At 62.2% G+C, this 19631-nt stretch carries 28 protein-coding genes; 14 read left to right on the top strand and 14 right to left on the bottom strand.

The features are described 5' to 3' along the window. Positions 1-211: 211 nt before the first annotated feature. The 3 genes from NKJ77_RS21600 to NKJ77_RS21590 all read right to left on the bottom strand — a co-directional run bounded on the left by NKJ77_RS21600 (position 212) and on the right by NKJ77_RS21590 (position 2952). Positions 212-1297 carry a glycosyltransferase family 10 domain-containing protein gene (locus NKJ77_RS21600; protein ID WP_245264530.1) on the bottom strand — a complete coding sequence of 362 codons (1086 nt, stop codon included), beginning with the start codon at positions 1295-1297 and terminating at the stop codon, positions 212-214. A gap of 4 nt (positions 1298-1301) precedes the next feature. Next, positions 1302-2063, bottom strand: a complete 762-nt coding sequence (locus tag NKJ77_RS21595; RefSeq protein WP_023832816.1) for an SDR family NAD(P)-dependent oxidoreductase — start codon at positions 2061-2063, stop codon at positions 1302-1304. A gap of 127 nt (positions 2064-2190) precedes the next feature. Then, entirely contained in the window at positions 2191-2952 is a 762-nt protein-coding gene (locus NKJ77_RS21590) for an NIPSNAP family protein (protein WP_352535736.1), read from the bottom strand. Positions 2953-3037: 85 nt separating this feature from the next. Here NKJ77_RS21590 and NKJ77_RS21585 point away from each other — a divergent pair, with 85 nt between their 5' ends. Next, positions 3038-3724 (top strand): TetR/AcrR family transcriptional regulator, encoded by a 687-nt coding sequence (locus NKJ77_RS21585; protein ID WP_023832818.1) that lies wholly within the window; start codon positions 3038-3040, stop codon positions 3722-3724. 18 nt (positions 3725-3742) lie between these two features. Here NKJ77_RS21585 and NKJ77_RS21580 read toward each other — a convergent pair whose 3' ends face one another. After that, positions 3743-4336 (bottom strand): hypothetical protein, encoded by a 594-nt coding sequence (locus NKJ77_RS21580; RefSeq protein WP_023727888.1) that lies wholly within the window; start codon positions 4334-4336, stop codon positions 3743-3745. Positions 4337-4468: 132 nt separating this feature from the next. Between NKJ77_RS21580 and NKJ77_RS21575 the strand changes: the two genes are divergently transcribed. Next, positions 4469-5593: a metallophosphoesterase gene (locus tag NKJ77_RS21575; RefSeq protein WP_031195963.1), complete on the top strand. Its 1125-nt coding sequence runs from the start codon at positions 4469-4471 to the stop codon at positions 5591-5593. 50 nt (positions 5594-5643) lie between these two features. On the opposite strand, the gene NKJ77_RS21570 is transcribed toward NKJ77_RS21575, so the two are convergent. Next, positions 5644-5823, bottom strand: a complete 180-nt coding sequence (locus NKJ77_RS21570) for a CsbD family protein (protein ID WP_023832821.1) — start codon at positions 5821-5823, stop codon at positions 5644-5646. A 171-nt stretch (positions 5824-5994) separates the two neighbouring features. On the opposite strand from NKJ77_RS21570, the gene NKJ77_RS21565 reads away from it, so the two are divergent. From NKJ77_RS21565 to NKJ77_RS21530, 8 genes are all read left to right on the top strand, one after another. Further along, the gene (locus NKJ77_RS21565) at positions 5995-6648 is read left to right on the top strand and encodes a glutathione S-transferase family protein (protein ID WP_023671499.1); all 654 of its coding nucleotides are present in this window, start codon (positions 5995-5997) and stop codon (positions 6646-6648) included. Between the two features lie 30 nt (positions 6649-6678). Beyond that, entirely contained in the window at positions 6679-7008 is a 330-nt protein-coding gene (locus NKJ77_RS21560) for a YciI family protein (RefSeq protein ID WP_050589967.1), read from the top strand. Between the two features lie 466 nt (positions 7009-7474). Further along, a complete protein-coding gene (locus tag NKJ77_RS21555; RefSeq protein ID WP_023671502.1) occupies positions 7475-7684 on the top strand; it encodes a cold-shock protein in 210 nt (69 codons plus the stop codon). 293 nt (positions 7685-7977) lie between these two features. Next, on the top strand, positions 7978-8202 hold the full coding sequence (locus tag NKJ77_RS21550; protein WP_023671503.1) for a hypothetical protein: 225 nt from the start codon (positions 7978-7980) through the stop codon (positions 8200-8202). Beyond that, on the top strand, positions 8202-8609 hold the full coding sequence (locus tag NKJ77_RS21545) for a hypothetical protein (RefSeq protein WP_023832823.1): 408 nt from the start codon (positions 8202-8204) through the stop codon (positions 8607-8609). Before NKJ77_RS21550 ends, NKJ77_RS21545 begins: the two co-directional genes overlap by 1 nt. 1 nt (position 8610) lies before the next feature. Next, entirely contained in the window at positions 8611-8775 is a 165-nt protein-coding gene (locus tag NKJ77_RS21540) for a hypothetical protein (protein WP_023671505.1), read from the top strand. Between the two features lie 52 nt (positions 8776-8827). Beyond that, on the top strand, positions 8828-9160 hold the full coding sequence (locus NKJ77_RS21535; RefSeq protein ID WP_023671506.1) for a YkgJ family cysteine cluster protein: 333 nt from the start codon (positions 8828-8830) through the stop codon (positions 9158-9160). Between the two features lie 69 nt (positions 9161-9229). After that, positions 9230-9841 carry a LysE family translocator gene (locus tag NKJ77_RS21530; protein WP_352535735.1) on the top strand — a complete coding sequence of 204 codons (612 nt, stop codon included), beginning with the start codon at positions 9230-9232 and terminating at the stop codon, positions 9839-9841. A 23-nt stretch (positions 9842-9864) separates the two neighbouring features. On the opposite strand, the gene NKJ77_RS21525 is transcribed toward NKJ77_RS21530, so the two are convergent. Then, positions 9865-10857, bottom strand: a complete 993-nt coding sequence (locus tag NKJ77_RS21525; RefSeq protein ID WP_023832825.1) for an AraC family transcriptional regulator — start codon at positions 10855-10857, stop codon at positions 9865-9867. A gap of 182 nt (positions 10858-11039) precedes the next feature. Here NKJ77_RS21525 and NKJ77_RS21520 point away from each other — a divergent pair, with 182 nt between their 5' ends. Further along, on the top strand, positions 11040-11465 hold the full coding sequence (locus tag NKJ77_RS21520) for a GFA family protein (protein ID WP_352535734.1): 426 nt from the start codon (positions 11040-11042) through the stop codon (positions 11463-11465). 56 nt (positions 11466-11521) lie between these two features. Beyond that, positions 11522-12037 carry an OsmC family protein gene (locus NKJ77_RS21515; RefSeq protein WP_023671510.1) on the top strand — a complete coding sequence of 172 codons (516 nt, stop codon included), beginning with the start codon at positions 11522-11524 and terminating at the stop codon, positions 12035-12037. A 71-nt stretch (positions 12038-12108) separates the two neighbouring features. Here the strand turns inward: NKJ77_RS21515 and NKJ77_RS21510 are convergent, their stop codons facing one another. From NKJ77_RS21510 to NKJ77_RS21495, 4 genes are read right to left on the bottom strand one after another with little or no spacing between them, the layout of a single operon-like run. Continuing rightward, a complete protein-coding gene (locus NKJ77_RS21510; protein WP_031195969.1) occupies positions 12109-12495 on the bottom strand; it encodes a nuclear transport factor 2 family protein in 387 nt (128 codons plus the stop codon). A 15-nt stretch (positions 12496-12510) separates the two neighbouring features. Continuing rightward, positions 12511-12957 carry an OsmC family peroxiredoxin gene (locus NKJ77_RS21505; protein ID WP_023832827.1) on the bottom strand — a complete coding sequence of 149 codons (447 nt, stop codon included), beginning with the start codon at positions 12955-12957 and terminating at the stop codon, positions 12511-12513. Positions 12958-12998: 41 nt separating this feature from the next. Next, complete coding sequence (locus tag NKJ77_RS21500) at positions 12999-13796, bottom strand: zinc-dependent alcohol dehydrogenase family protein (protein ID WP_502902125.1); 798 nt, start codon at positions 13794-13796, stop codon at positions 12999-13001. After that, on the bottom strand, positions 13703-14002 hold the full coding sequence (locus NKJ77_RS21495) for a hypothetical protein (RefSeq protein WP_352535732.1): 300 nt from the start codon (positions 14000-14002) through the stop codon (positions 13703-13705). The genes NKJ77_RS21500 and NKJ77_RS21495 overlap by 94 nt, the downstream gene beginning before the upstream one ends. Before the next feature lie 102 nt (positions 14003-14104). On the opposite strand from NKJ77_RS21495, the gene NKJ77_RS21490 reads away from it, so the two are divergent. Beyond that, on the top strand, positions 14105-14713 hold the full coding sequence (locus tag NKJ77_RS21490; protein ID WP_352535731.1) for a TetR/AcrR family transcriptional regulator: 609 nt from the start codon (positions 14105-14107) through the stop codon (positions 14711-14713). A gap of 221 nt (positions 14714-14934) precedes the next feature. On the opposite strand, the gene groL is transcribed toward NKJ77_RS21490, so the two are convergent. The 3 genes from groL to NKJ77_RS21475 all read right to left on the bottom strand — a co-directional run bounded on the left by groL (position 14935) and on the right by NKJ77_RS21475 (position 17933). Continuing rightward, positions 14935-16590 (bottom strand): chaperonin GroEL, encoded by a 1656-nt coding sequence (groL, locus tag NKJ77_RS21485; protein WP_023709705.1) that lies wholly within the window; start codon positions 16588-16590, stop codon positions 14935-14937. Between the two features lie 63 nt (positions 16591-16653). Continuing rightward, on the bottom strand, positions 16654-16950 hold the full coding sequence (groES, locus tag NKJ77_RS21480) for a co-chaperone GroES (RefSeq protein WP_352535730.1): 297 nt from the start codon (positions 16948-16950) through the stop codon (positions 16654-16656). A 185-nt stretch (positions 16951-17135) separates the two neighbouring features. Beyond that, positions 17136-17933, bottom strand: coding sequence for a class I SAM-dependent methyltransferase (locus tag NKJ77_RS21475; protein WP_023689544.1), 798 nt, complete (start codon positions 17931-17933; stop codon positions 17136-17138). A gap of 83 nt (positions 17934-18016) precedes the next feature. On the opposite strand from NKJ77_RS21475, the gene NKJ77_RS21470 reads away from it, so the two are divergent. Next, entirely contained in the window at positions 18017-18886 is an 870-nt protein-coding gene (locus NKJ77_RS21470; RefSeq protein ID WP_352535729.1) for a hypothetical protein, read from the top strand. On the opposite strand, the gene NKJ77_RS21465 is transcribed toward NKJ77_RS21470, so the two are convergent. Then, positions 18883-19509 (bottom strand): TetR/AcrR family transcriptional regulator, encoded by a 627-nt coding sequence (locus tag NKJ77_RS21465; protein ID WP_023682986.1) that lies wholly within the window; start codon positions 19507-19509, stop codon positions 18883-18885. The two genes, NKJ77_RS21470 and NKJ77_RS21465, sit on opposite strands and share 4 nt — an antisense overlap. Positions 19510-19631: the final 122 nt, after the last annotated feature.

Genomic DNA, 19631 nt, shown 5'->3' with positions numbered 1-19631 from the left:
TTCTGTTCAGTTTCCCGACCAAAATCCGGCATCGCATCCGGATCGAGCTTCGGATCGCGAAGCCGAGAATTTCAACTCCACCCTGGGAGCGCCTCCACATAGCCTCGGAGATTTCCAAGATGCATGGCGGCAAGGTCGAAGCCGTCTCGACGTCGCAAGAGACGCTCTTTGTCCTCCGTATTTTGCTGAAAGCGCGCCTGATCGCGGACCGTCAGCTCGGAACCTTTTTCCTCCAACGGCGCAGCTTTGTCCTGAGATAGGATCTATAGCCGAACGGAAGTGTTCGCCGTCCGGAAGGCGTGCTTGTCCGCGCCTCCAGACGCTGGCGCACGACGCTCATCAGTCTGCAGAACGCGGGTGTTTCCAATGATTGCACCCGTTTGACGAGATTGTCGGGCAATGGCTTTGAGCGCCAGTCGAAATAAGCCTCGTAGTCTTTCGGCGTTGCGATCAGGTGCTGGAGATAGGCTGCAAGATCGCTGGCGCTGGCGAAGGCACTGGCGTCAATAAAGGAGTGCTCCGGAACGAACTCGTCCACATTGGGAGCGCCAAGGTAGATCGGCACCGTGCCCGCCATGAACGCGTCATAGATTTTCTCGGTGACATAGTCGGCCTCGATCGAGTTCTCCATGGCCAGGCAGAATTTGTGCCGCGCAATGGTTTCGATCTTGGTCTTCGAGCCCAGATCGGGGCCAGAGACCGATCGGTTGTTGCGATATCGGCCATAAGAATCGATCTTGATGTGGCGCGCCAGTTCGTTCGCCAAATCGACACGGCCGCTATAATTCAGGCCGGCCGACTGGAAGAGTGCGACCGGCGCTTCTTCCGTTTTCGGCACGATTGGTCTGGCCAGCGCATCTTTCCACCACACCGCACGCGGAAGGTAGGGTACCCAGACATCGGACCGGGATTCATGCGTCATGATGATATCGAAGTGCCCCATGGTTTTGGGGTCGGCAAGTCGCTTGTAGTTTTGGCCGCATTCCATCGACCAGGCGACCCAATATTGACCAGGGTATTTGTAGGCATCGCCAACTTCGCGAAAGTTCGGAATATGGAAGACGACTGCCGCGGCCTCGGAAATCCGTCGTTTGTCCAGTGTCCACCGCCCGGGCATTTCGCACTGTATCGACGCGATATCGACGGGTTTGCTGAAGAACGTTGTGTAGAAGAGGATCAGTGGATCGATAGACGGCATGGCACCACGAATGTCTGAAGCATTGCTCAATCTGCAGACAGACGCGGTATCGGAAGTTTGGTCAAGTGCTCCGCTTGTTCGAGGCAGAGGGCCGTCCAAACGGTCACCCCGCCGTATACCCGCCATCGATCGCGAAAATGCCGCCGCTGGTCCACGCCGCCTCGTCGCTGGCGAGATAGACGGCGATGCCGGCAAGATCGCTGGTCTGGCCGATGCGGCCGAGCGGGTAGCTGCGCTTGGCATAGGTTTTCAGCTCGGCCTGCGCTGCCGCCGGCAGGTTGTCGATCGACTTGCGCCGCATGGCGGTGTCGACCGTGCCGGGCGCAATCGCATTGACCCTGATGCCGCGCGGACCAAGCTCGAAGGCCAGCGACTTGGTCAGCGAATTCAGCGCGCCCTTGGACAAGGAATACAGACTCGACGGCCGCTTCGGGATCATCTTGTCGGCGAAGTAGGACGAGATGTTGATGACGGAGGTGTTGGCGCCGAGATGCGGCAGCAGCCGCTGGGTAAGGAAGAACGCCGCCGTCACATTGAGCGCGAAGGATTGCTGGAATTGGTGCTCGGTGACGGTCTCGAAAGGCACCAGATAAGCGACGCCGGCATTGTTGACGAGGATGTCGAGTGGGCCGGTTGCTTTCGCGCGATCGACCACGGCATCGATGCCGGAAAAGGTCGAGAGATCGGCCGACTGGGTGCCGACGTTGCCCGCCGCCGCAAGTGTCTCGCGGGCGGTCTCGAGCTTGCTGGTGTCGCGGCCGATGATCAGCACGTCGGCGCCCTCGCGCAAGAAAGCTTCCGATATGGCCAGGCCGATGCCGTCCGAGCCGCCGGTCACCAGTGCTCGCTTGCCAGAAAGTCTCATTGAAGGCCAAGTCGCATCGAATGCTCTCGCTGTTGCCCGCGTCACGAAGCAATGCCGATCGGCGAGGGCGGTCAAGCCGCCGGCCTATCGCTCAGTATGAACTTCGGTTGGCCGCGTGCCGATCCGGTTACCGCAGCAGCGACTGCGACGTCGGCGTCAGGCGCAAGGTTTCGGTCCGCCAGGTCACATCGGCCGCTTGCCATTGGGGCGAAGCGGCAACTGCGGCTTCGTAACTGGCATGCGCCTCGGGACTGTTGAAACCCGTCACCGCGATAAAGACGTTTTCACTCAAGCGCACCGGCAGGCGGGGAAAGCTGTTTTCGGCGTGCTCGGTGATGAAGGCGCCAAGCAACCGTCCGCCGGCGCCGATAAGGACCGGAACGGCATCCGTTTCGAAATTGCCGGCGAAATCGGCTTCGGCGCCAGACCGCAGATGATGAATCTGGATGACTACAACACCGGTCAAGCCATTGTCTGCGCTCGGCTTTCCATCCGCCGGCATGGCGCCTCGCTGCGAGCCTGACAGATCGAAGCCGGCGCCTGGCCATGCCGGCTTCAAGAGCAGTACATCGTCGGAATCGATCATCGTCGCATTGGCGGCGTCGCGGTGCGCCGTCCACACCGGCCCGTCATAGAAGGCGGTGAGCGCCTGCTTCCGCGCTTCCATGCCATCGAAGCCGCGCAGCCAGACGAACATGTCGGGGCGGTCGAGGTCGCGGAACTGTCCGATGATGGTCATGCCGGCGTGTTCCTGGCCTTCGATGAACCGACTGTCGAAGATGTCGATCAGCGTCTCGCGCCGGCCCGGCTTCAGCGTGTACTGCCGCAACTCGACGACAGGCGAAGCGAGCAGTTTTGCCGCCGCAGGCGCATTCAGGGGTACGGTCATTGTGTCGTCTCCAAAAAACAGGATGATCATCCGGTTTATAAAACAGACCGGTTGTCCTGTTTTGTCAATCTGCTATCGTTGGCAAATGTCAGCAGAGATTGCTCGGGCTCCGAAAGGGCCGCCGCGAAAACGCACCAACGATCCCGAAGGGCTGCGCAACAAGGTGCTCGATATCGCCGAAGCGTCGTTCCAGGCGCGTGGCTATCATGCATCCGCCCTTGGCGAGCTGATGACGACCGCAGGCGTCAGCGGCGGCGCGCTGCATCATCATTTCCCGACGAAGAAGGCGCTCGCTCTGGCGGTGATCGAGGAGCGCGTGGCAGCGGCCCTCGATGAAACCTGGATCAACCCTGTACGGGCGGCAGGCTCGGCGCGCGAAGGCGTGCGCGCGGTGTTCGATGCGGTGGCGACCGAGCTTGAGCAGCAAGGCTTCGTGCGCGGCTGTCCGCTCAACAATCTGGCGCATGAACTGTCGCTCGCTGACCCGGATTTCCGCGCCGCTCTGGACGATATCTTTGCCGGATGGCGTCAGGCGGTTGCCGACAAGGTGCGAGCCGACCAGCAGTCGGGGAGGGAGCAGGGCACCGACCCCGAGCGCTTTGCGGCACTCGCCATCGCCGCCTATTCCGGCGCCATGTCGATGGCCAAGGCGGCACAGGATGCCAGCGTGCTGCGCGATTGCCTGGCCGAACTTCAGGGCAGCTCAACGCCGCCATTCCCGAGCAGAGCGAAGCGGCGTCGCAGGATCCTGCTGCGGCCGGGAAAACCTTGAGGCCGGAACTGCGCTGTTCTAGTTGGAAAGCGGCTTGATCGTCTCGTAACCGTTCACCGATTCCGCGCTGGTCCCTTCGTCGTAACGCCGGGCGAGAGACGCTTGCAGATCGGGAGCATAAAGCGCGGTGAATGTGTCCAGCGTTTCGCCGGCGCCGTTCTTGAAGGTCTCCGTGACCGCCAGCACGTTGTATTTGCAGCCGCCGACGCTGAACGTCTCCTTGCCCTTGACGACCAGGCTCAGTGTCTTGGTGCTCTTCGGCTGCTTGTTCGGCGACAACTCGACGAATTCGATCGTGCTCTTGGCTCCCGTCTTCAGCGGAAACAGTTTTCGCAGATCGGAAAACGGGATCGTCGCCACCCGTCCGGTATCGCTGTCGCGAAACACTTCGACCAGGCCTGCGAACAGGAACTGTGTCTGCGGTGATTGCGATTCGTAGGTGTTGGCGACGGACACCATGCCGCCGGCCACCGGCCGAAACTCGCTGCGGACGCCAGGCATTTCCAGAACGAAGCCGGCCTTGGCCGATTTTGCGTCGACACAATCGGCGGCATGCACCGCAGCCCCCGGCAGCAACCCAGCCAGCACCACGCCTATCGAAACGGCTCTCATGAAATCCTCCCCCTCTGCTTGTATTTGCTGCGCGCCAGCATGACCCAAGAAATGCCAGAGCCACAGTGCCGTGTCGACCTGCCATTCCTGGCAACTGGACGGTGGGGCGCCGGCTGTGCTGAATTTCAGGTCATGAATCGTAAGCTCGTCCTCTCCCGTCGCAATTTCCTCACACAGGCAGCCGGCCTTGCCATGGCTGGTATGCTGCCGCGCGCCGCGCTTGGCCAGACCGGCAAGCGCATCCAGCCCATCGACGCCACCTTTCTGTTCATCGCCGATGTCCATGCCTGCCGCATGTCGAGCGGCCTCAGCCCCAACTGCCTGGAGGAAGGCAAGACCGATGCCGCGCTGTTGCGCAATGTCGCTGTCCTTAATGGCTTGGCCGGCCGGCAATGGCCAGTCGAGATCGATGGCGTTGCAACCCGCCTGCGTTCGGCCGGTAGCCGCATCGATGCGCCGCTCGGCCTCGTTGTCGGCGGCGACATCACCGACGATGGCGGCGGCCAGATCACCGAGCCCAGCGAAGGCACGCAACTGTTGCAGTTCAGCCAGCGCTATCAACAGGGCGTCGGCCCCGATCGCGTGCACATGCCGGTCTATGTCGGGCTCGGCAACCACGATCTCGACCAGAACGGCTCGCCGCCGCATGTCGACTGGTACCGGCGTGAACTGCGCGACTATGTCGAGGTCAACCACCGCCCCGGCGTATTCTTCAAGCCGCCGGTGCCGGCCACCGAATACGATATCGACACCGACTGCTACTCCTGGGACTGGGGCGGCCTGCATCTCGTCCAGACCCACCGCTTTGCCGGCGACACCGGCCATGGCGCGGTGAGCAGCCTGCCGTGGCTGAAGCAGGATCTGGCGATCTACGCGGCGGATGGCCGTCCCGTCATCCTGTTCCAGCACTATGGCTGGGACACTTTCTCGGTCGAGCGCTGGGATCCGGCCAAGCGCACCTATGACGATGACGGCGCAGGCGCGCCGCATTGGTGGAGCGAGGCCGACCGCCAGGCGCTGCTGGCGGCGCTGAAGGGCTACAATGTCATCGCCATCTTCCATGGCCATCAGCACGAAGTGCCGATGATCTACAAAAGCGATGGCCTCGACCTGTTCAAGCCGAAGGCCGCCTATATGGGCGGCTTCGCGCTGGTGAGGGTAACCGGGGACAGCATGGACGTAGTGCTGGGCGAGGCGGCCGGCGACCAGGGCGAGGTCAAGTTCACCAGCGCCTTCAGCAAGAGCCTCAGCCTCTGACAAGAAAAAGGCGGCCTTGAGCCGCCTTCCTCATTGCCTGCGAGATCGGGTCAGAGCGCCTTTTTGATCTTGTCCTTCACGTCGCCATAGACCTTCTGCACCTTGCCGGCGGTCTTGTCTGCAGTGCCTTCGGACTGGGTCTGCCTGTTGCCGGTCGCCTTGCCGCCGGCTTCCTTGACCGAGCCCTTGACCTGCTTGGCCACGCCGGCAACCTGATCCTTGTTCACCATCTTTGCATCTCCTGGGATTCCGGGGATTCATTCGCAGGAGGCAAACGGGCCGGCTTGGCTTAGGTTCCCTGGGCGGCGATCATCGTCGCATCTGGTCGCTTATATGGTCGCCGAAACGCTTTGCCGCGTCGTATCGTGTGACTAGTGTGACGAAATTTTGGGGAGACCGCCTTGGCTGAATTTACGCTCATCATCGCCAACAAGTGCTTTTCGTCCTGGTCGCTGAGGCCATGGGTGGCGATGAAGCATCTGGAGATCCCGTTCGAGGAAGGTTTCGTGCGCCTGCGCACGCCCGAGACCTTTGCCGCTCTGGCGAAAGTCTCGCCCACCGGCCTTGTGCCAGTGTTGAATCACAATGGCAGGATCGTCTGGGAAACCCTTGCCATCCTTGAATATCTTGCCGACCTGTTTCCGGAGAAAAAACTTTGGCCGCAGGATATCGGCGCCCGCGCCTTGGCTCGCTCGGTGGCGACCGAGATGCATTCCGGCTTTCGCGAGGTGCGCTATGGCTGGCCGATGAATTTGCGCCGGCCGAAGGCCCACAAGCCGCTCGACGCCGAAGGCGAAATGCAGCGCGCGCGCATCGAAACGATCTGGCGCCAGTGCCGGGAACAATACGGCAAAGGCGGCCCCTTCCTGTTCGGTCATTTCACCGCGGCCGATGCCATGTATGCACCTGTCGTCACCCGCTTCGACACCTATGGCGGCAAGCTCGCGCCCGACACGCGCGCCTACGTCGACGCCGTGTTGGCAACGCCGGCGATGCGGCACTGGTATGCGGAAGCAGCGAAGGAGACTTGGCCGGAACCCGGCCCGGACGAATAGGACCACTAATGACATCACGGTGAGTGACCGATGGCCAGCAATGATGGACCGCGTGAGACTACCGCGCCAACAATCTTCCACTGCCGGCTGATCCCGCCTCGGCCGGACTTCGCCTTCACCCTGACGGAGGAGGAGAGGGAGTTGATGGGCCGGCATGCCGACTATCTGCGCGGCAAGCTTGCCGAGGGCGCCATGATCCTGGCCGGGCCGGTCGCCGACCCGGCCGGCCCTTGGGGTCTGCTGATCCTGCGTGTCGGCAGCGAAGCCGAGGCAAGAGCGGTCACCGACGGCGATCCGGTGTCGAGCTCCGGCCGCGGTTTCCGCTACGAGATCCTGCCGCTGATCAGCGCGATCCTGTAGGCCGCCAGCGTGAGTTTAAGGAAAGTGTGAAACGGTTTTCCCTTGGGAATTGCGTCAGACAACGGCACTTACAAGAACGCCTCTCGCACCGTTTAATGTGCGGGAGGCGTTCTTTTGCCAGCATTACCGAGATTGCTCTCTGAATTGCTGACACCACGGAAATGCGCCGGCTTGCGATTGGTTCCGGGGCGTGGAATATTTTTTGGAACGCCTTGAGCTCCGCCACCTCGTCAGTTGAGGCTTATGCCTCAGGCACCCTCAGGTTGAATTTGGGCTCCGGCCAAACCAGAAATTGACTCGGCGCTAAAAGAAGTCTATAAGAAACATGTCGATATTTGTTTGACCGACTTTTGTTATCCGCGCATGATGCGCGCCTTTGACGAACTTCCCCATCAAAAATCGAGACAAAACGCTGTTGTGCAGTCGCACGATGGTGAACGAATATTTGCCAGGGAAAGGGTTCTTCATGGCCACCGGCACAGTGAAATGGTTCAACGCCACCAAAGGTTTTGGTTTTATTCAGCCTGACGACGGCTCCGCCGACGTTTTTGTCCACATCTCGGCCGTAGAGCGCGCCGGCATGCGTGACATCGTCGAGGGCCAGAAGCTCGGCTACGAGATGACCCGCGACAACAAGTCGGGCAAGATGTCCGCCGACCAGTTGAAGGCGGCCTGATAAGGAATTCGGCCTTCCGGTGACCACGGATGTACTGGCACCGATGAAAGGCTGAAAGGAGCGCCTTGCGCATCCAACTGGATGCGCGGCGCTTTCATGGAAGGTCAGGCGGTGCCTGGCCTTTTTCATTTTATGCGTCATGCCGCTAAAAGTGCGCCGCACGCCGGCCGGAACGTGCTAAGGGACGCTCCAGCAATCTGAACCGCCCATACTGCCCCGCTGCCGTATTGCTTTGATCGTAATCGAAGGCCGCTCTCGCTCTATCGGCACCAGGCTCCCGTCAGGAGAAAGTTTTGACCACTCAATCCAAGACCGCCGACCAGGCCGGCTCGCTGTTCAGCAAGACGCAAACCCAGTCGATGTCACTCAACCGCATCCTGTCCGAGCGTGATGCCGTCAGCGAGGCGCGCGAAGCCAAGACCGCGCGCTTGCGCGAACTGCGCAAGGAAAAGGAAGCCGACGACATGGCAGCGGCCGCAGCCCTTGCGGCGCTGCCGAAGCGGGCAGGCAAACGCTGATGGCCACCAAGCGCATACCGCCGACGCCGATCGATGCCGATGCGACCATAGCGTCCATGGTCCCGGGCCTGGACAAGCCGGTCGAATATGTCCGCCGTGTGCTGGAAAAGCTCGAGCGCTGCAAGCGCGCGCATGGCGATGCCCAGGTGCGCGTCGGCGTGCGCGGCCGTGCCGAAGCCCCGAACTATCTGGTCGAATATGTCCGCGAGGACAAAAAGACCCAGGAGCGCGTGACCTACCAGGATGCCGCCTATAGCGGCAGCACGCATCGCGAACTGGCGGCGCACCACATTGCCGAGGCGAGGAACTGGTCGCCCGAGGAAATGAACATCACAGCGGTCTCGGCGCTGATCGGCCGCTTGCGCAATCCGCGCGCACCATCATCCCGCTTTTCCGACGAGGACTGACATGGCCATAAAGTTTTCCACCAAGGACCAGCCGGCAGCGCCGGCTGCTGCCACTGCAAAGCAGGCCAAGCCCGCTGCCGCGCCGAAGGCCGCCGAACCGTCGGCAACCGATCTGTTCGAGGCGCCAGCCGCCACGCCCAAGGGCAAGGCAGGCAAGAAGAAATAGCGCCTTGCCGCACCAAGCCGATCGCAATCTCGCAGCACCTGGGCTGGTCGCGTTGGCCGCCAGGGATATCCGGTCGTCAAAACAGGACGACCAGCCGGTTTTCGATTGCCAGAGCTGCGGCGCCTGCTGTTCCTACTCGGCCGAATGGCCGCGCTTCTCGACCGAGGACGATGCGCAACTTGACCGGATTCCGGAAAAGTTCGTGTCCGCCGACCTGTCCGGGATGCGCTGCGAGGGCGTGCGCTGTTCGGCGCTTACGGGCGAGATCGGCAAGCACACAGCCTGCGGCATCTACGAGATCCGCCCGGACGTCTGCCACGCCTGCATGCCTGGCGGCGACGATTGCCTGATGGCGCGCAAGGCGCACGGGATGCCAACGATCTAGCCGACGCCCACCTTGCCTGATCCCACATCCCCCGATAGCTTCCACCACGGGCAGGGCGTTGGAGGAACCATGAGCATCGAATTCCTGTTGACGTCGCTGATCGTCGTGGCTTCGCCCGGCACCGGCGTTCTCTACACGCTGAGCGCCGGGCTTTCGCGAGGCGCGCGCGCCTCGATCACTGCTGCATTCGGCTGCACGCTTGGCATCATCCCGCATATGGCCGCCGCCATCACCGGCCTGGCGGCGCTGCTGCACACAAGTGCTGTCGCCTTCGAGACGCTGAAATATCTCGGCGTCGCCTATCTCCTCTACATGGCCTGGAACACGCTGAAGGAGAAGGGCGGCCTGAGCGTCGATGAAAACGCGGCACCCCGCTCGGCAGCCAAGGTCATCACCTCCGGTATCCTGATCAACATCCTGAACCCGAAGCTGTCGATCTTCTTCTTTGCCTTCCTGCCGCAATTCGTCAGCACGACCGAACCGAACGCATTTGCCAGGATGCTCGAACTCTCGAGCGTCTTCATGCTGCTGACCTTCGTCGTCTTCGTCGCTTACGGGATCTTTGCGGCCTCGATCCGCAGCCATGTCGTGTCGCGGCCGATGGTGCTGACCTGGATGCGCCGCACCTTCGCCGGCGCCTTTGTCATGCTCGGCGCCAAGCTGGCGCTGGCTGATCGATAGAACATGAGCTGCCAGGCCTCGGCCTACTCTTCGTCGGTTCCGGATCCGGTCCGGATGCCTAGACGCCAGGCCGAGGGCGGAAGGCCGATCATCTTCTTGAAGGCGCGGCTGAACGCTGCCTCGGATTCGTAGCCGATTTCAGCGGCGATGCTGGCCATGTTGCTGGAGCCGGCGCTGAGCAGCTCCGAGGCGATCTGCATGCGCCATTTGGCGAGATAATGCATTGGCGGCATGCCGACCAGCCTGGTGAAGCGTTCGGCGAGCACGCTGCGCGACAGCGCGGAGTCCTTCGCCAGCGCCTCCACCGTCCAGTTATGCGCCGGCCGGTCGTGGATCAGCGCCAGTGCCCTCGCCAGGTGCGGATCGCGCAGGCCAGCCAGCCATCCCGTGGTTTGTGGCGGCAGCGATTCCAAGTAACGGCGCAACACGTCGACAAACATCAGTTCGCTCAGTTTGGTGAGCACCGTTTCACTGCCTGCGCGCTTTTGCGCCACCTCCGTGACAGCCAGGTTGATGAACTGGCTGAGCCAGCCGCCATCGCCTTTGGCATCTCCGGCCTTGATCACCGGCGGCAAAGCCTCGAGCAGTGGATTGAAAGGCTGTGCATCACAGGCGAGATAGCCGCAAACCAGCCTGGCCGAGGTCGCGCCGTCGCCGGCGCAGTTGATGTAAAACGGCATCCGGCCGGCTGTTGCGATGTCGAGAACGTCGGCTGTCGGCGGATCGGCGCGCAACGCCGGATTGCTGGACATAATGTGCGGGTCGCTCCTGGTGAAGACGACGACTTCGCCGGCCTCCAGCGCGATCGCTTCCTGGCCGATGATGCGCGCGAAGCAGCGACCGGCCGTTACCACATGGTAGGAGATCAGATGGTCCGCACCGGGCAGGATCTTCGGCAGGATGGACGATGGCGCCGGCGAGCAGACGGCCCACGGCTCGTGGCCCTCAATGTCAAAAAACGTCGCGCCGGTAAGGCGTACCGTCCTCAACAGGTCAGACAGAGCATCCCCGGCCATTCCGTTTCGTCCCGCACCCGGCTAGCCGGTGAGCCATCCCTTTCGAGTTCCGGACGCGCTGTCAAGCGAGGCGGACGCCGTATCATTCAGTTCGCGGCCAGAACTCCTAAACCTGCACCGGTGCTCAAGCGCTGCCGAGAGTGGGCGCTGAGTGCTGTCGAAACCAACCAGGGACAAAAGTCATGACGGTACATAAGGGCGGGTGTTTTTGCGGCGCCGTGGAAATCAAAGTGCACGGAGCCGCCGAGGCAATGGGCTATTGCCATTGCGGTTCGTGTCGATCGTGGTCGGCGTCTCCCGTGAACGCCTTCACGCTGTGGAAGCCTCAGAACGTCAAGGTCACCAGGGGCGCGGAGTTCCTGTCCGGGTTCGAGAAGACCGAAATGAGCGATCGCCAGTTCTGCACGAAATGCGGTGGTCATCTGATGACCGTTCATCCGCCGCTCGGCCTGGTCGATGTCTATGCGGCAACCATACCAGGCGTGAAATTCACGCCTGGGGTTCACGTCAACTACGCTGAGACCGTGCTGCCGATGAAGGACGGGCTGCCCAAGCTCAGGGACTTTCCGGCTGAGCTCGGCGGCTCCGGCATCGCGGTGCCGGAATAAGGCCCGGCCACTGCTCGCCATTTTTGACAACGACAATTCAAGACAGGAGATTGTTCATGGAAATCGCAACATTTCGCGCCACGCAGGAGCCGATCAAGGATCTCTATCGCAGGGATGCGAAGGCCGCGTTCCTCACCTTGAAGGCCAAAGGCGTCGCCGACGCGTCCACCGTGACCTGCAAGGTGGAGACCGGACGCGGGCTGGCGCTTGCCGGCATTCATCCGATGGCCGGGGGCAGCGGCCAGGAACTGTGCTCCGGCGACATGCTGCTCGAGGCGCTGATCGCATGCGCCGGTGTCTCGATGCGCGCGGCGGCGGCCGTGCTCGAAATTCCGATCAGGTCCGCCGAAGTTTCCGCGGAAGGTGACGTCGATCTTCGCGGCACGCTCGGCGTGACTGCGGGTGTTCCAGTCGGCTTCAAGGAAATCCGCTTGCGGTTCGACATCGACACCGACGCTCCCCAAAGTCAGCTCGACCAACTGCTCGAACTCACGGATCGCTATTGCGTGATCTTCCAGACCATCCAGAACAGTCCCAGCACCACGGTGAAGCTGCACCGCGTCATCCAGTGACCAGAAAACCGGCCCGGAAACTCGACTTGAGCGAGATTCCGGGCTGGGAACGGGAGTGCCGGGCAACGCTTCTATCCTTTGACGTAACCCATCGCCTCGACGATCAGCTCGTCCGCGACACGCATCAGGTTGACGCCGCGGATGGAGTTGCCGTCGGCCATGAAGTAGCGCCAGCGGATCGTCGCCCGTTCACCGGCGACGAAGGTTTCCTCGAGGTCGAAGCGCGTGCCGGGCTGGGTGGCGATCGCCGACCATAGGTCAATGCATGCCTCTTTGCCGGCATGGCGGGCGCCGTCCGGCGCCGGCACGGTGTTTTCGATAACGCAATCCTGCGCCACCAACTCGGCAAGCGCGGACGGATCGTGCAGCTGGAACACATCGTTGAAGCGATGCATGATCTCGGCCGTCTGCCGGGACAAATCATTCCCGACTGCGTCCATGATAAGCTCCTGTTTCATCATATTCTCCCGGTTTCATTGATCTTTGACGGCTTTGACCAGCACGGCCTTTAGGGTGATCTGAGGCACGCCGGCCAAGGCGCGCGAGACGAGGCAAGTCGCCTTGGCCGACTGCGCCAGGCGTTCGAACTCGTCTTCGGCGAGATCCGTGACCTCCGCCTCCGTTTCGAGCTCGATGCGGGTGATCGTCGGCCCGGCGGTGGTCGCGCCGAGATGCACCTTGGCGACGGTGCGGATGGTGCGGGCGACGTGGCCTTCCTGGCCGAGGATGAAGGTCAGCGCCATCGAGAAGCAGCCGGCATGTGCTGCCCCGATCAGCTCTTCGGGATTGGTGCCCGGACCGTTCTCGAACCGCGACGGAAAGGAATAGGCGCCTTCGAAGACGCCGCTGCCAAGCCGCAGACGGCCGCCGCCTTCCTTCAGCGTGCCTTGCCATTCTGCGGAAGCTTCACGGATGGTCATGGTCGTTCTCCTGATTCGGGGTTGAAAAGCGGGCAATTGGGTCAGGCGCAGTCGATGACAACCTTCCCGAACACGTCGCCCTGCTGGAAGTGGCGGTACGCTTCGGGGGCTTCGGCAAAGGGGAAGACCCTGTCGATAACGGGCTTGAGGCGATGCTGCGACACGGCGCGCAGCATGGCTTCGAGATTGCTGCGGCTGCCGACGAACAGGCGGCTGATGGTGGCGAGGCTGCGCTGATAAAGCGCTGCCGCCATCTCGATCGATCTGCCACTAGCGTCCTGCAGCGTCAGCAGCACGATGTGTCCATAAAGCGTGCTGGCAATCAGCAACTGCGCGAAGGTGGCCGGGCCGCCGGTTTCGACGACGAGGTCGATGCCGCCTGTCTGCTCGCGCGCCCAGCCGCCCCATTCCGGTATGTCGGTGCTGGAGACAACGAGGTCGGCGCCCAGCGCCCGCAGCCTGTCGGCCTTCTCCGCTCGCGATGTGATGGCGACAACCCGGCAGCCGAGCAACTTGGCGAACTGCAGAGCAAACAGCGAAACGCCACCCGAACCGATGGTGAGAACCCATTGACCAGGCTTCGGAATCCGGGTCCCGGTCACCGCGTTCCAGGCCGTCACGCCGGCGCAGGTCAGCGTCGCCGCTTCGTGCCAGCTCAGATGATCGGGCAGTCGCGCCGCCCATTGTTCGTCGAGCACGGCAAACTCAGTCAGCATGCCGTCCAGCGTACAGCCGAGCTGGTCGATCAGACCGGCATTGATGCGGCCATCGATCCAGCGGGCGAAGTAGCTGCCCGTGACGCGGTCGCCGACGGCAAAACGGGTGACGGCATCGCCGATTGCGACGACGTCACCGGCGCCAGCGGCACGATGCCTTGCCGCGGCGGCAACGGATAGGTGCCGCCAAGGATCATCGTGTCGCGCCGGTTGAGCGAGGCGGCGCGGACTCGCACCACGATCTCATGCGGTTTCGGTTCCGTCCGCGCCTCGTCGCGCATGGCCAAGGATTCGGTTCCAACAAACCCTTCAAGACGGTAGCTGCGCATATCACTCTCCCATCTAATATATAGACTGATCTACATATTATATAGACCGATTGTCATATTGTTGGCAAGGCCTATAATGCGTCACTGCTGACAGAGGTTGACATGGCCAATGACACCCGCACCCGCATACTCGAGACCACAGGCCTGTTGCTCAGGCAGCGCGGCTATCACGGCACCTCGCTCAACGACATTCTGGGCGCCAGCGGGGCGCCGCGCGGCTCGCTCTATTTTCATTTCCCAGGCGGCAAGGACCAACTGGTCATCGAGGTGACGCGCAACAGCGTTGCCGACGTCACGAAAAGGTTGGGCGAAGCACTGGCAGCCGAGAGCGATCCTGCAGTGGCCGTCCATCACATCTACCAGTCGGTCGGGCGCATGCTGGAGGACAATGATTTTTCGCTGGGTTGCCCCATCGCGCCCGTGGTGCTGGATTCGCCCATCGACGTGCCGGAACTGGCGGAACTCTGCCGATCGGCTTTCGAGCAATGGATCGGCTTGCTGCGACAGGCCTTTGTCAGGGCAGGGGTGCCCGAACGCCGCGCGCACGCTTTGGCGCTGCTGATCGAATCCTCGCTGGAAGGGCTGATGGTGATTGCGCGGGCCACCCGCGACCGTGCACCGGTGCTGGTGGTGGCCGATGAGGTGGCTGCATTGGTCGAGCAGGCGGTGCTTGCGGGCAAGGTTGCGCGGCAGGCGGAGAGCGCGGCCTAACTAACTGGTCTCTAAAACAAAAAGGGCGCCTCTCGGCGCCCTTTCCTTATGCATAAGCCAGGTTGGCTGGATTGGAAATCCATGCCGCCACTCAAGCCCGCTTGCGGGCTTGAGCAACTTTAGCTCATGGGCGGCTTTATGGATTCTTAGAAATCCATTCCGCCACTCAAGCCCGCTTGCGGGCTTGAGCAACTTTAGCTCATGGGCGGCTTTATGGATTCTTAGAAATCCATGCCGCCCATGCCGCCCATGCCGCCGCCGCCCATGCCGCCAGGCATGCCGCCGCCGGCCGACTCCTTCTTGGGAGCCTCCGCGATCATGGCTTCGGTGGTGACGAGCAGGCCGGCGACCGAGGCCGCGTCCTGGAGAGCGGTGCGAACGACCTTGACCGGGTCGACGATGCCCATGGCGATCATGTCGCCATACTCGCCGGTCTGGGCGTTGTAGCCGTAGGTCGCGCCCTTGTTGTCGAGGATCTTGCCGGCAACGATCGAAGCTTCAGCACCTGCGTTCGAAGCGATCTGACGGGCCGGAGCCTGCAGTGCACGGCGAACGATGTTGATTCCGGCAGCCTGGTCGGCATTGACGCCGGTGACCTTGATGTTGGCCGAAGCGCGCAGGAGAGCGACGCCGCCGCCTGCAACGATGCCTTCTTCCACGGCCGCACGGGTCGCGTTGAGGGCGTCATCGACGCGGTCCTTCTTTTCCTTGACTTCGACTTCCGTCGCGCCGCCGACACGGATCACCGCAACGCCGCCGGCGAGCTTCGCCAGACGTTCCTGCAGCTTCTCCTTGTCGTAGTCCGACGTGGTCTCTTCGATCTGCTGCTTGATCTGGGCAACGCGGCCCTGGATCTCGGCCTTCTTGCCGGCGCCGTCGACGATGGTGGTGTTCTCCTTGGAGATCGACACCTTCTTGGCGCGGCCGAGCATGTTGAGGCCGACATTCTCGAGCTTGATGCCGAGGTCTTCCGAGATGACCTGGCCACCGGTCAGGATGGCGATGTCTTCCAGCATGGCCTTGCGGCGATCACCGAAGCCCGGCGCCTTGACGGCGGCGATCTTCAGGCCGCCACGCAGCTTGTTGACGACCAGCGTGGCCAGAGCCTCGCCTTCGACGTCTTCCGAGATGATGAGCAGCGGCTTGGAGGTCTGCACGACGGCTTCGAGAACCGGCAGCATGGCCTGGAGGTTGGACAGCTTCTTCTCGTGCAGGAGGATGTAGACGTCCTCGAGCTCGGCAACCATCTTGTCGGCGTTGGTGACGAAGTAGGGCGAGAGATAGCCGCGGTCGAACTGCATGCCTTCGACGACTTCCAGCTCGGTCTCGGCGGTCTTGGCTTCTTCAACCGTGATGACGCCTTCATTGCCGACCTTCTGCATCGCTTCGGCGATCATGGCGCCGACCGACTCGTCGCCATTGGCCGAGATCGTGCCGACCTGGGCAACTTCCTCGGAGGTCTTGATCTTCTTGGCAGCCTTGCCGAGAGCCGCGACGACTTCGGTCACGGCCAGGTCGATGCCGCGCTTCAGATCCATCGGGTTCATGCCGGCGGCAACGGCCTTGTGGCCTTCCTGGACGATCGACTGCGCCAGAACGGTCGCGGTCGTGGTGCCGTCGCCGGCAATGTCGTTGGTCTTCGAAGCCACTTCGCGGACCATCTGCGCGCCCATGTTTTCGAACTTGTCTTCAAGCTCGATTTCCTTGGCGACGGTGACGCCGTCCTTGGTGATGCGCGGTGCGCCGAACGACTTGTCGATGACGACGTTGCGGCCCTTGGGGCCGAGCGTGACCTTCACTGCGTCGGCGAGGATGTTGACGCCGCGCAGCATGCGCTCGCGGGCGTCGCGGGAGAATTTTACGTCTTTAGCAGCCATTTTTTAGCTCCTGGCAGGGGGCTTGCGATCAAGCCCGAAATTAGTTGACGGTGGGGCCGATGATCAGCCGATGATGCCCATAATGTCGGATTCCTTCATGATCAGAAGGTCTTCGCCATTGAGCTTGACTTCGGTGCCCGACCACTTGCCGAACAGGATGCGGTCGCCGGCCTTGACGTCCAGCGGGACCAGCTTGCCGGCTTCGTCGCGAGCGCCGGTGCCGACGGCGATGATCTCGCCTTCCTGCGGCTTTTCCTTTGCCGTATCCGGGATGATGATCCCGCCGGCGGTCTTGGATTCGGATTCGACCCGGCGTACGACCACGCGGTCATGAAGCGGGCGGAACTTCGACTTTGCCATTTTTTCTTCCTCGAATGAGAACGGTGAGAGCTGTTCCTCGATCCGGCGGTGCCGGATGTGCGTTAGCACTCACTTGAGGAGAGTGCTAACGTGGCGCTGAAATAAGCGCGTGGCTTTCGAGAGTCAAGGCGAACGGTGAGCACAATTGTGCCAATTGGAGCCGTGCCGCGATCCGACGGCAGACCCTACCGGCGCCGCGGCGATTTAAGCACCAGAAGCGGACAGCGTTCAGCCAGCCCATAGGTCCCTGTCGGCGCGAGGCGGACACTGTCAAAAAACCGACTCGCCTCTTCGACCAGCGTCGCCGCCGGGGCGAAACTGTAGACAGTCTGCGAATTCGCATAGACATCGATGGTGCCGATGACCGGCATCTCCCATCCGGTCGTCGCGGCAAGGGCCTCCCGGTCGGCAAACAGCGCATCGAAGGCGTCGAGGATCGCCCGCACCGGAATGGCGCGGTCGGGATCGCCGCCGGCACAAGCCATGGCAATGCGCCATTTGAGTTCGTGGAAGGTCGCGACACCACCGGACAGCGTCAGCGCCCGGACCTCCTGCAGATCGTCCGGCACCTGAGGGCTTGCATAGGCGCGCAATGCAGCCCGCCCATCGGACTTCAGCACACGCGCGATCTCGGCAAGCAGCGCCTGCCGTGCAACCGAGGAGTCCAGCGCCGACAGGCAGCCGTCGCCGATCACCGCCCCGGCGCTTTCGTCGCCCAGCGGCAACTCCAGCCAGTTGCCGATCACCGCCTTGCGTGAGGCGGTATCGCCCGGCCAGATGCCCGATATCATGGCAGTGGACTCGTCGATCGCGAGCATGGTCCTTCCGAGGCCGGCAAGCTCCGGCGTGACCCCGAGCAGCACCACATCGACTGATTGCAGGCTAAGTTCGCGCTCATAGGCGGCGACAGCTTCCGGGGGCGGACACAGCGGCGACCCGAGAAGCCGCCAATGACGGCGAATTGCGTCCCAATGCTCAGTCATGCGGAACGGTTTGGGGAAAGGCTGGACATATTTCCTTCCAGGCTGTTGGTTGCCTTGCGAGTTACCTCATGCATGGAAAGGCCATGGCCCGCATTGCCGTCATAACGCATGAATTTGACCGCTTCCAGAGCCGGTGGGGCCTCCTGCTGCGCCAGGACAGCCCCTACATGCTGTTCGACGTCCTGGCGGAGCTGAAACGGCGCGGTCACTCCGTGCAGATCATGCGTGGACCTTCGGCAAGTCATAACGCCGATATTGCCGTCCTGCATGTCGACGCGACAGTGACGCCATCGGACTATGTCGACTACGCGCGCGGATTTCCGATTTGTCTCAATCTTGGTGCAACCGACATTTCCAAGCGCCGCATCAGCGGTGCGATCCTCGAGGAGGGTGCCAACTGGAGCGGCCAGGTCATCGTCAAGAGCAACCTCAATCATTGGGGGACGCCCGAGGAGCAGCTCAACCGAAAATCCGTTCGCGCCGGCAAGGCAGTGCCTTTCCCGGGCGCGCAGACCTTCGATCGTTATCAGGTGCATGCCTCGCTGGCCGATGTGGCGCCGGAGATTTTCAGGCGTGCCGACCTGATCGTGGAAAAATTCATTCCCGAAATCGAGCCCGACGGGTTTGCGGCGCGGTTCTGGATATTCTGCGGCGATCGGGAGCGCTGCACCCGCTATGTCTCGCCGCAGCGCCTGGTCAAGGGCGACGACACCGTCCGCCGGGAGCCGGTTGCGGTTCCCGACGAACTGCGCGCCTTGCGTCGGAAGCTGGGCTTCGACTACGGCAAATTCGACTTTGTCGTGCATGAGGGCAGGGCCGTGCTGCTCGATGCCAACAAGACCCCAGGTCGCGCCAGAAACCTATCGAAGATCGTTGCCGCCGGCACAGCCAACCTGGCCGACGGCTTCGAAAACCTCATCCACCAGACCGGACGGGGTCGAATCGGGCGCTAGAGAAACAGTCCCAACTGCGTATGGATGATCGACCGGTAGTCCTCGATGGTGTGGCGGCTTTCCTCCTGGTTCTGGGTCAGCGCCATGCGCACGACGCCGCCGGCCAGCTGGAAGATCAGGAAAACCATACGGCCGAACTCATTGCGTCGCTCTGGCGCGAGAAAGGGGCCGACATGGTCGCAGAACATCGTCGCCTGGCGCCGGGTTTCGGCGATGTCGAGATTCTTCAGCGCCTTGTCAGCCTGGATGGCGTTTTGCAGGTCCTGAATGGCGGGGTCGCCGGCGACGCGCTCATAGTAGTCGTCGAGCAGCCGGTCGGCCGCAGCGATAACGTCGCTCAGCCCGCCGACGTCGGCAACGATCGCGGCAAGCCGGGCGCGGCTCACTTCGGAGAATCGCTCGTAGAGCATCGCCAGGATCGCCGACTTGTTGGGGAAGTAATGATAGACGGTGGCGATCGGCCCGCCGGCCTGTGCGCCGACTTCCTTCATGGTGACGGCGTCGATGCCTTTCTCGCCGATCAGCCGCATGGTCGTCGACAGGATGGCGTCGATGCGCTCGCGGCTGCGCTCCTGTTTGGGCCTGCGCCTCGGTTCGGTCGTCATCTGCACTGCTTCGTTCATGCCGCCATCCTCTCGATCGCCCAGACCATTCGATCGCCAAGACCATCCCCAGCCTTATTGGTGCCAAGTCCCGCTACTGATTGACAAACGAATATGATCGAGTATCAGCTCTAAATGCTGAC

Origin of the sequence: Mesorhizobium sp. M0052 (assembly GCF_040323255.1) — a bacterium.
Classification (GTDB): Bacteria; Pseudomonadota; Alphaproteobacteria; order Rhizobiales; family Rhizobiaceae; genus Mesorhizobium.
The sequence above is the reverse complement of the archived record's forward strand: the minus strand, read 5'-3'. Positions and strand labels throughout refer to the sequence as shown.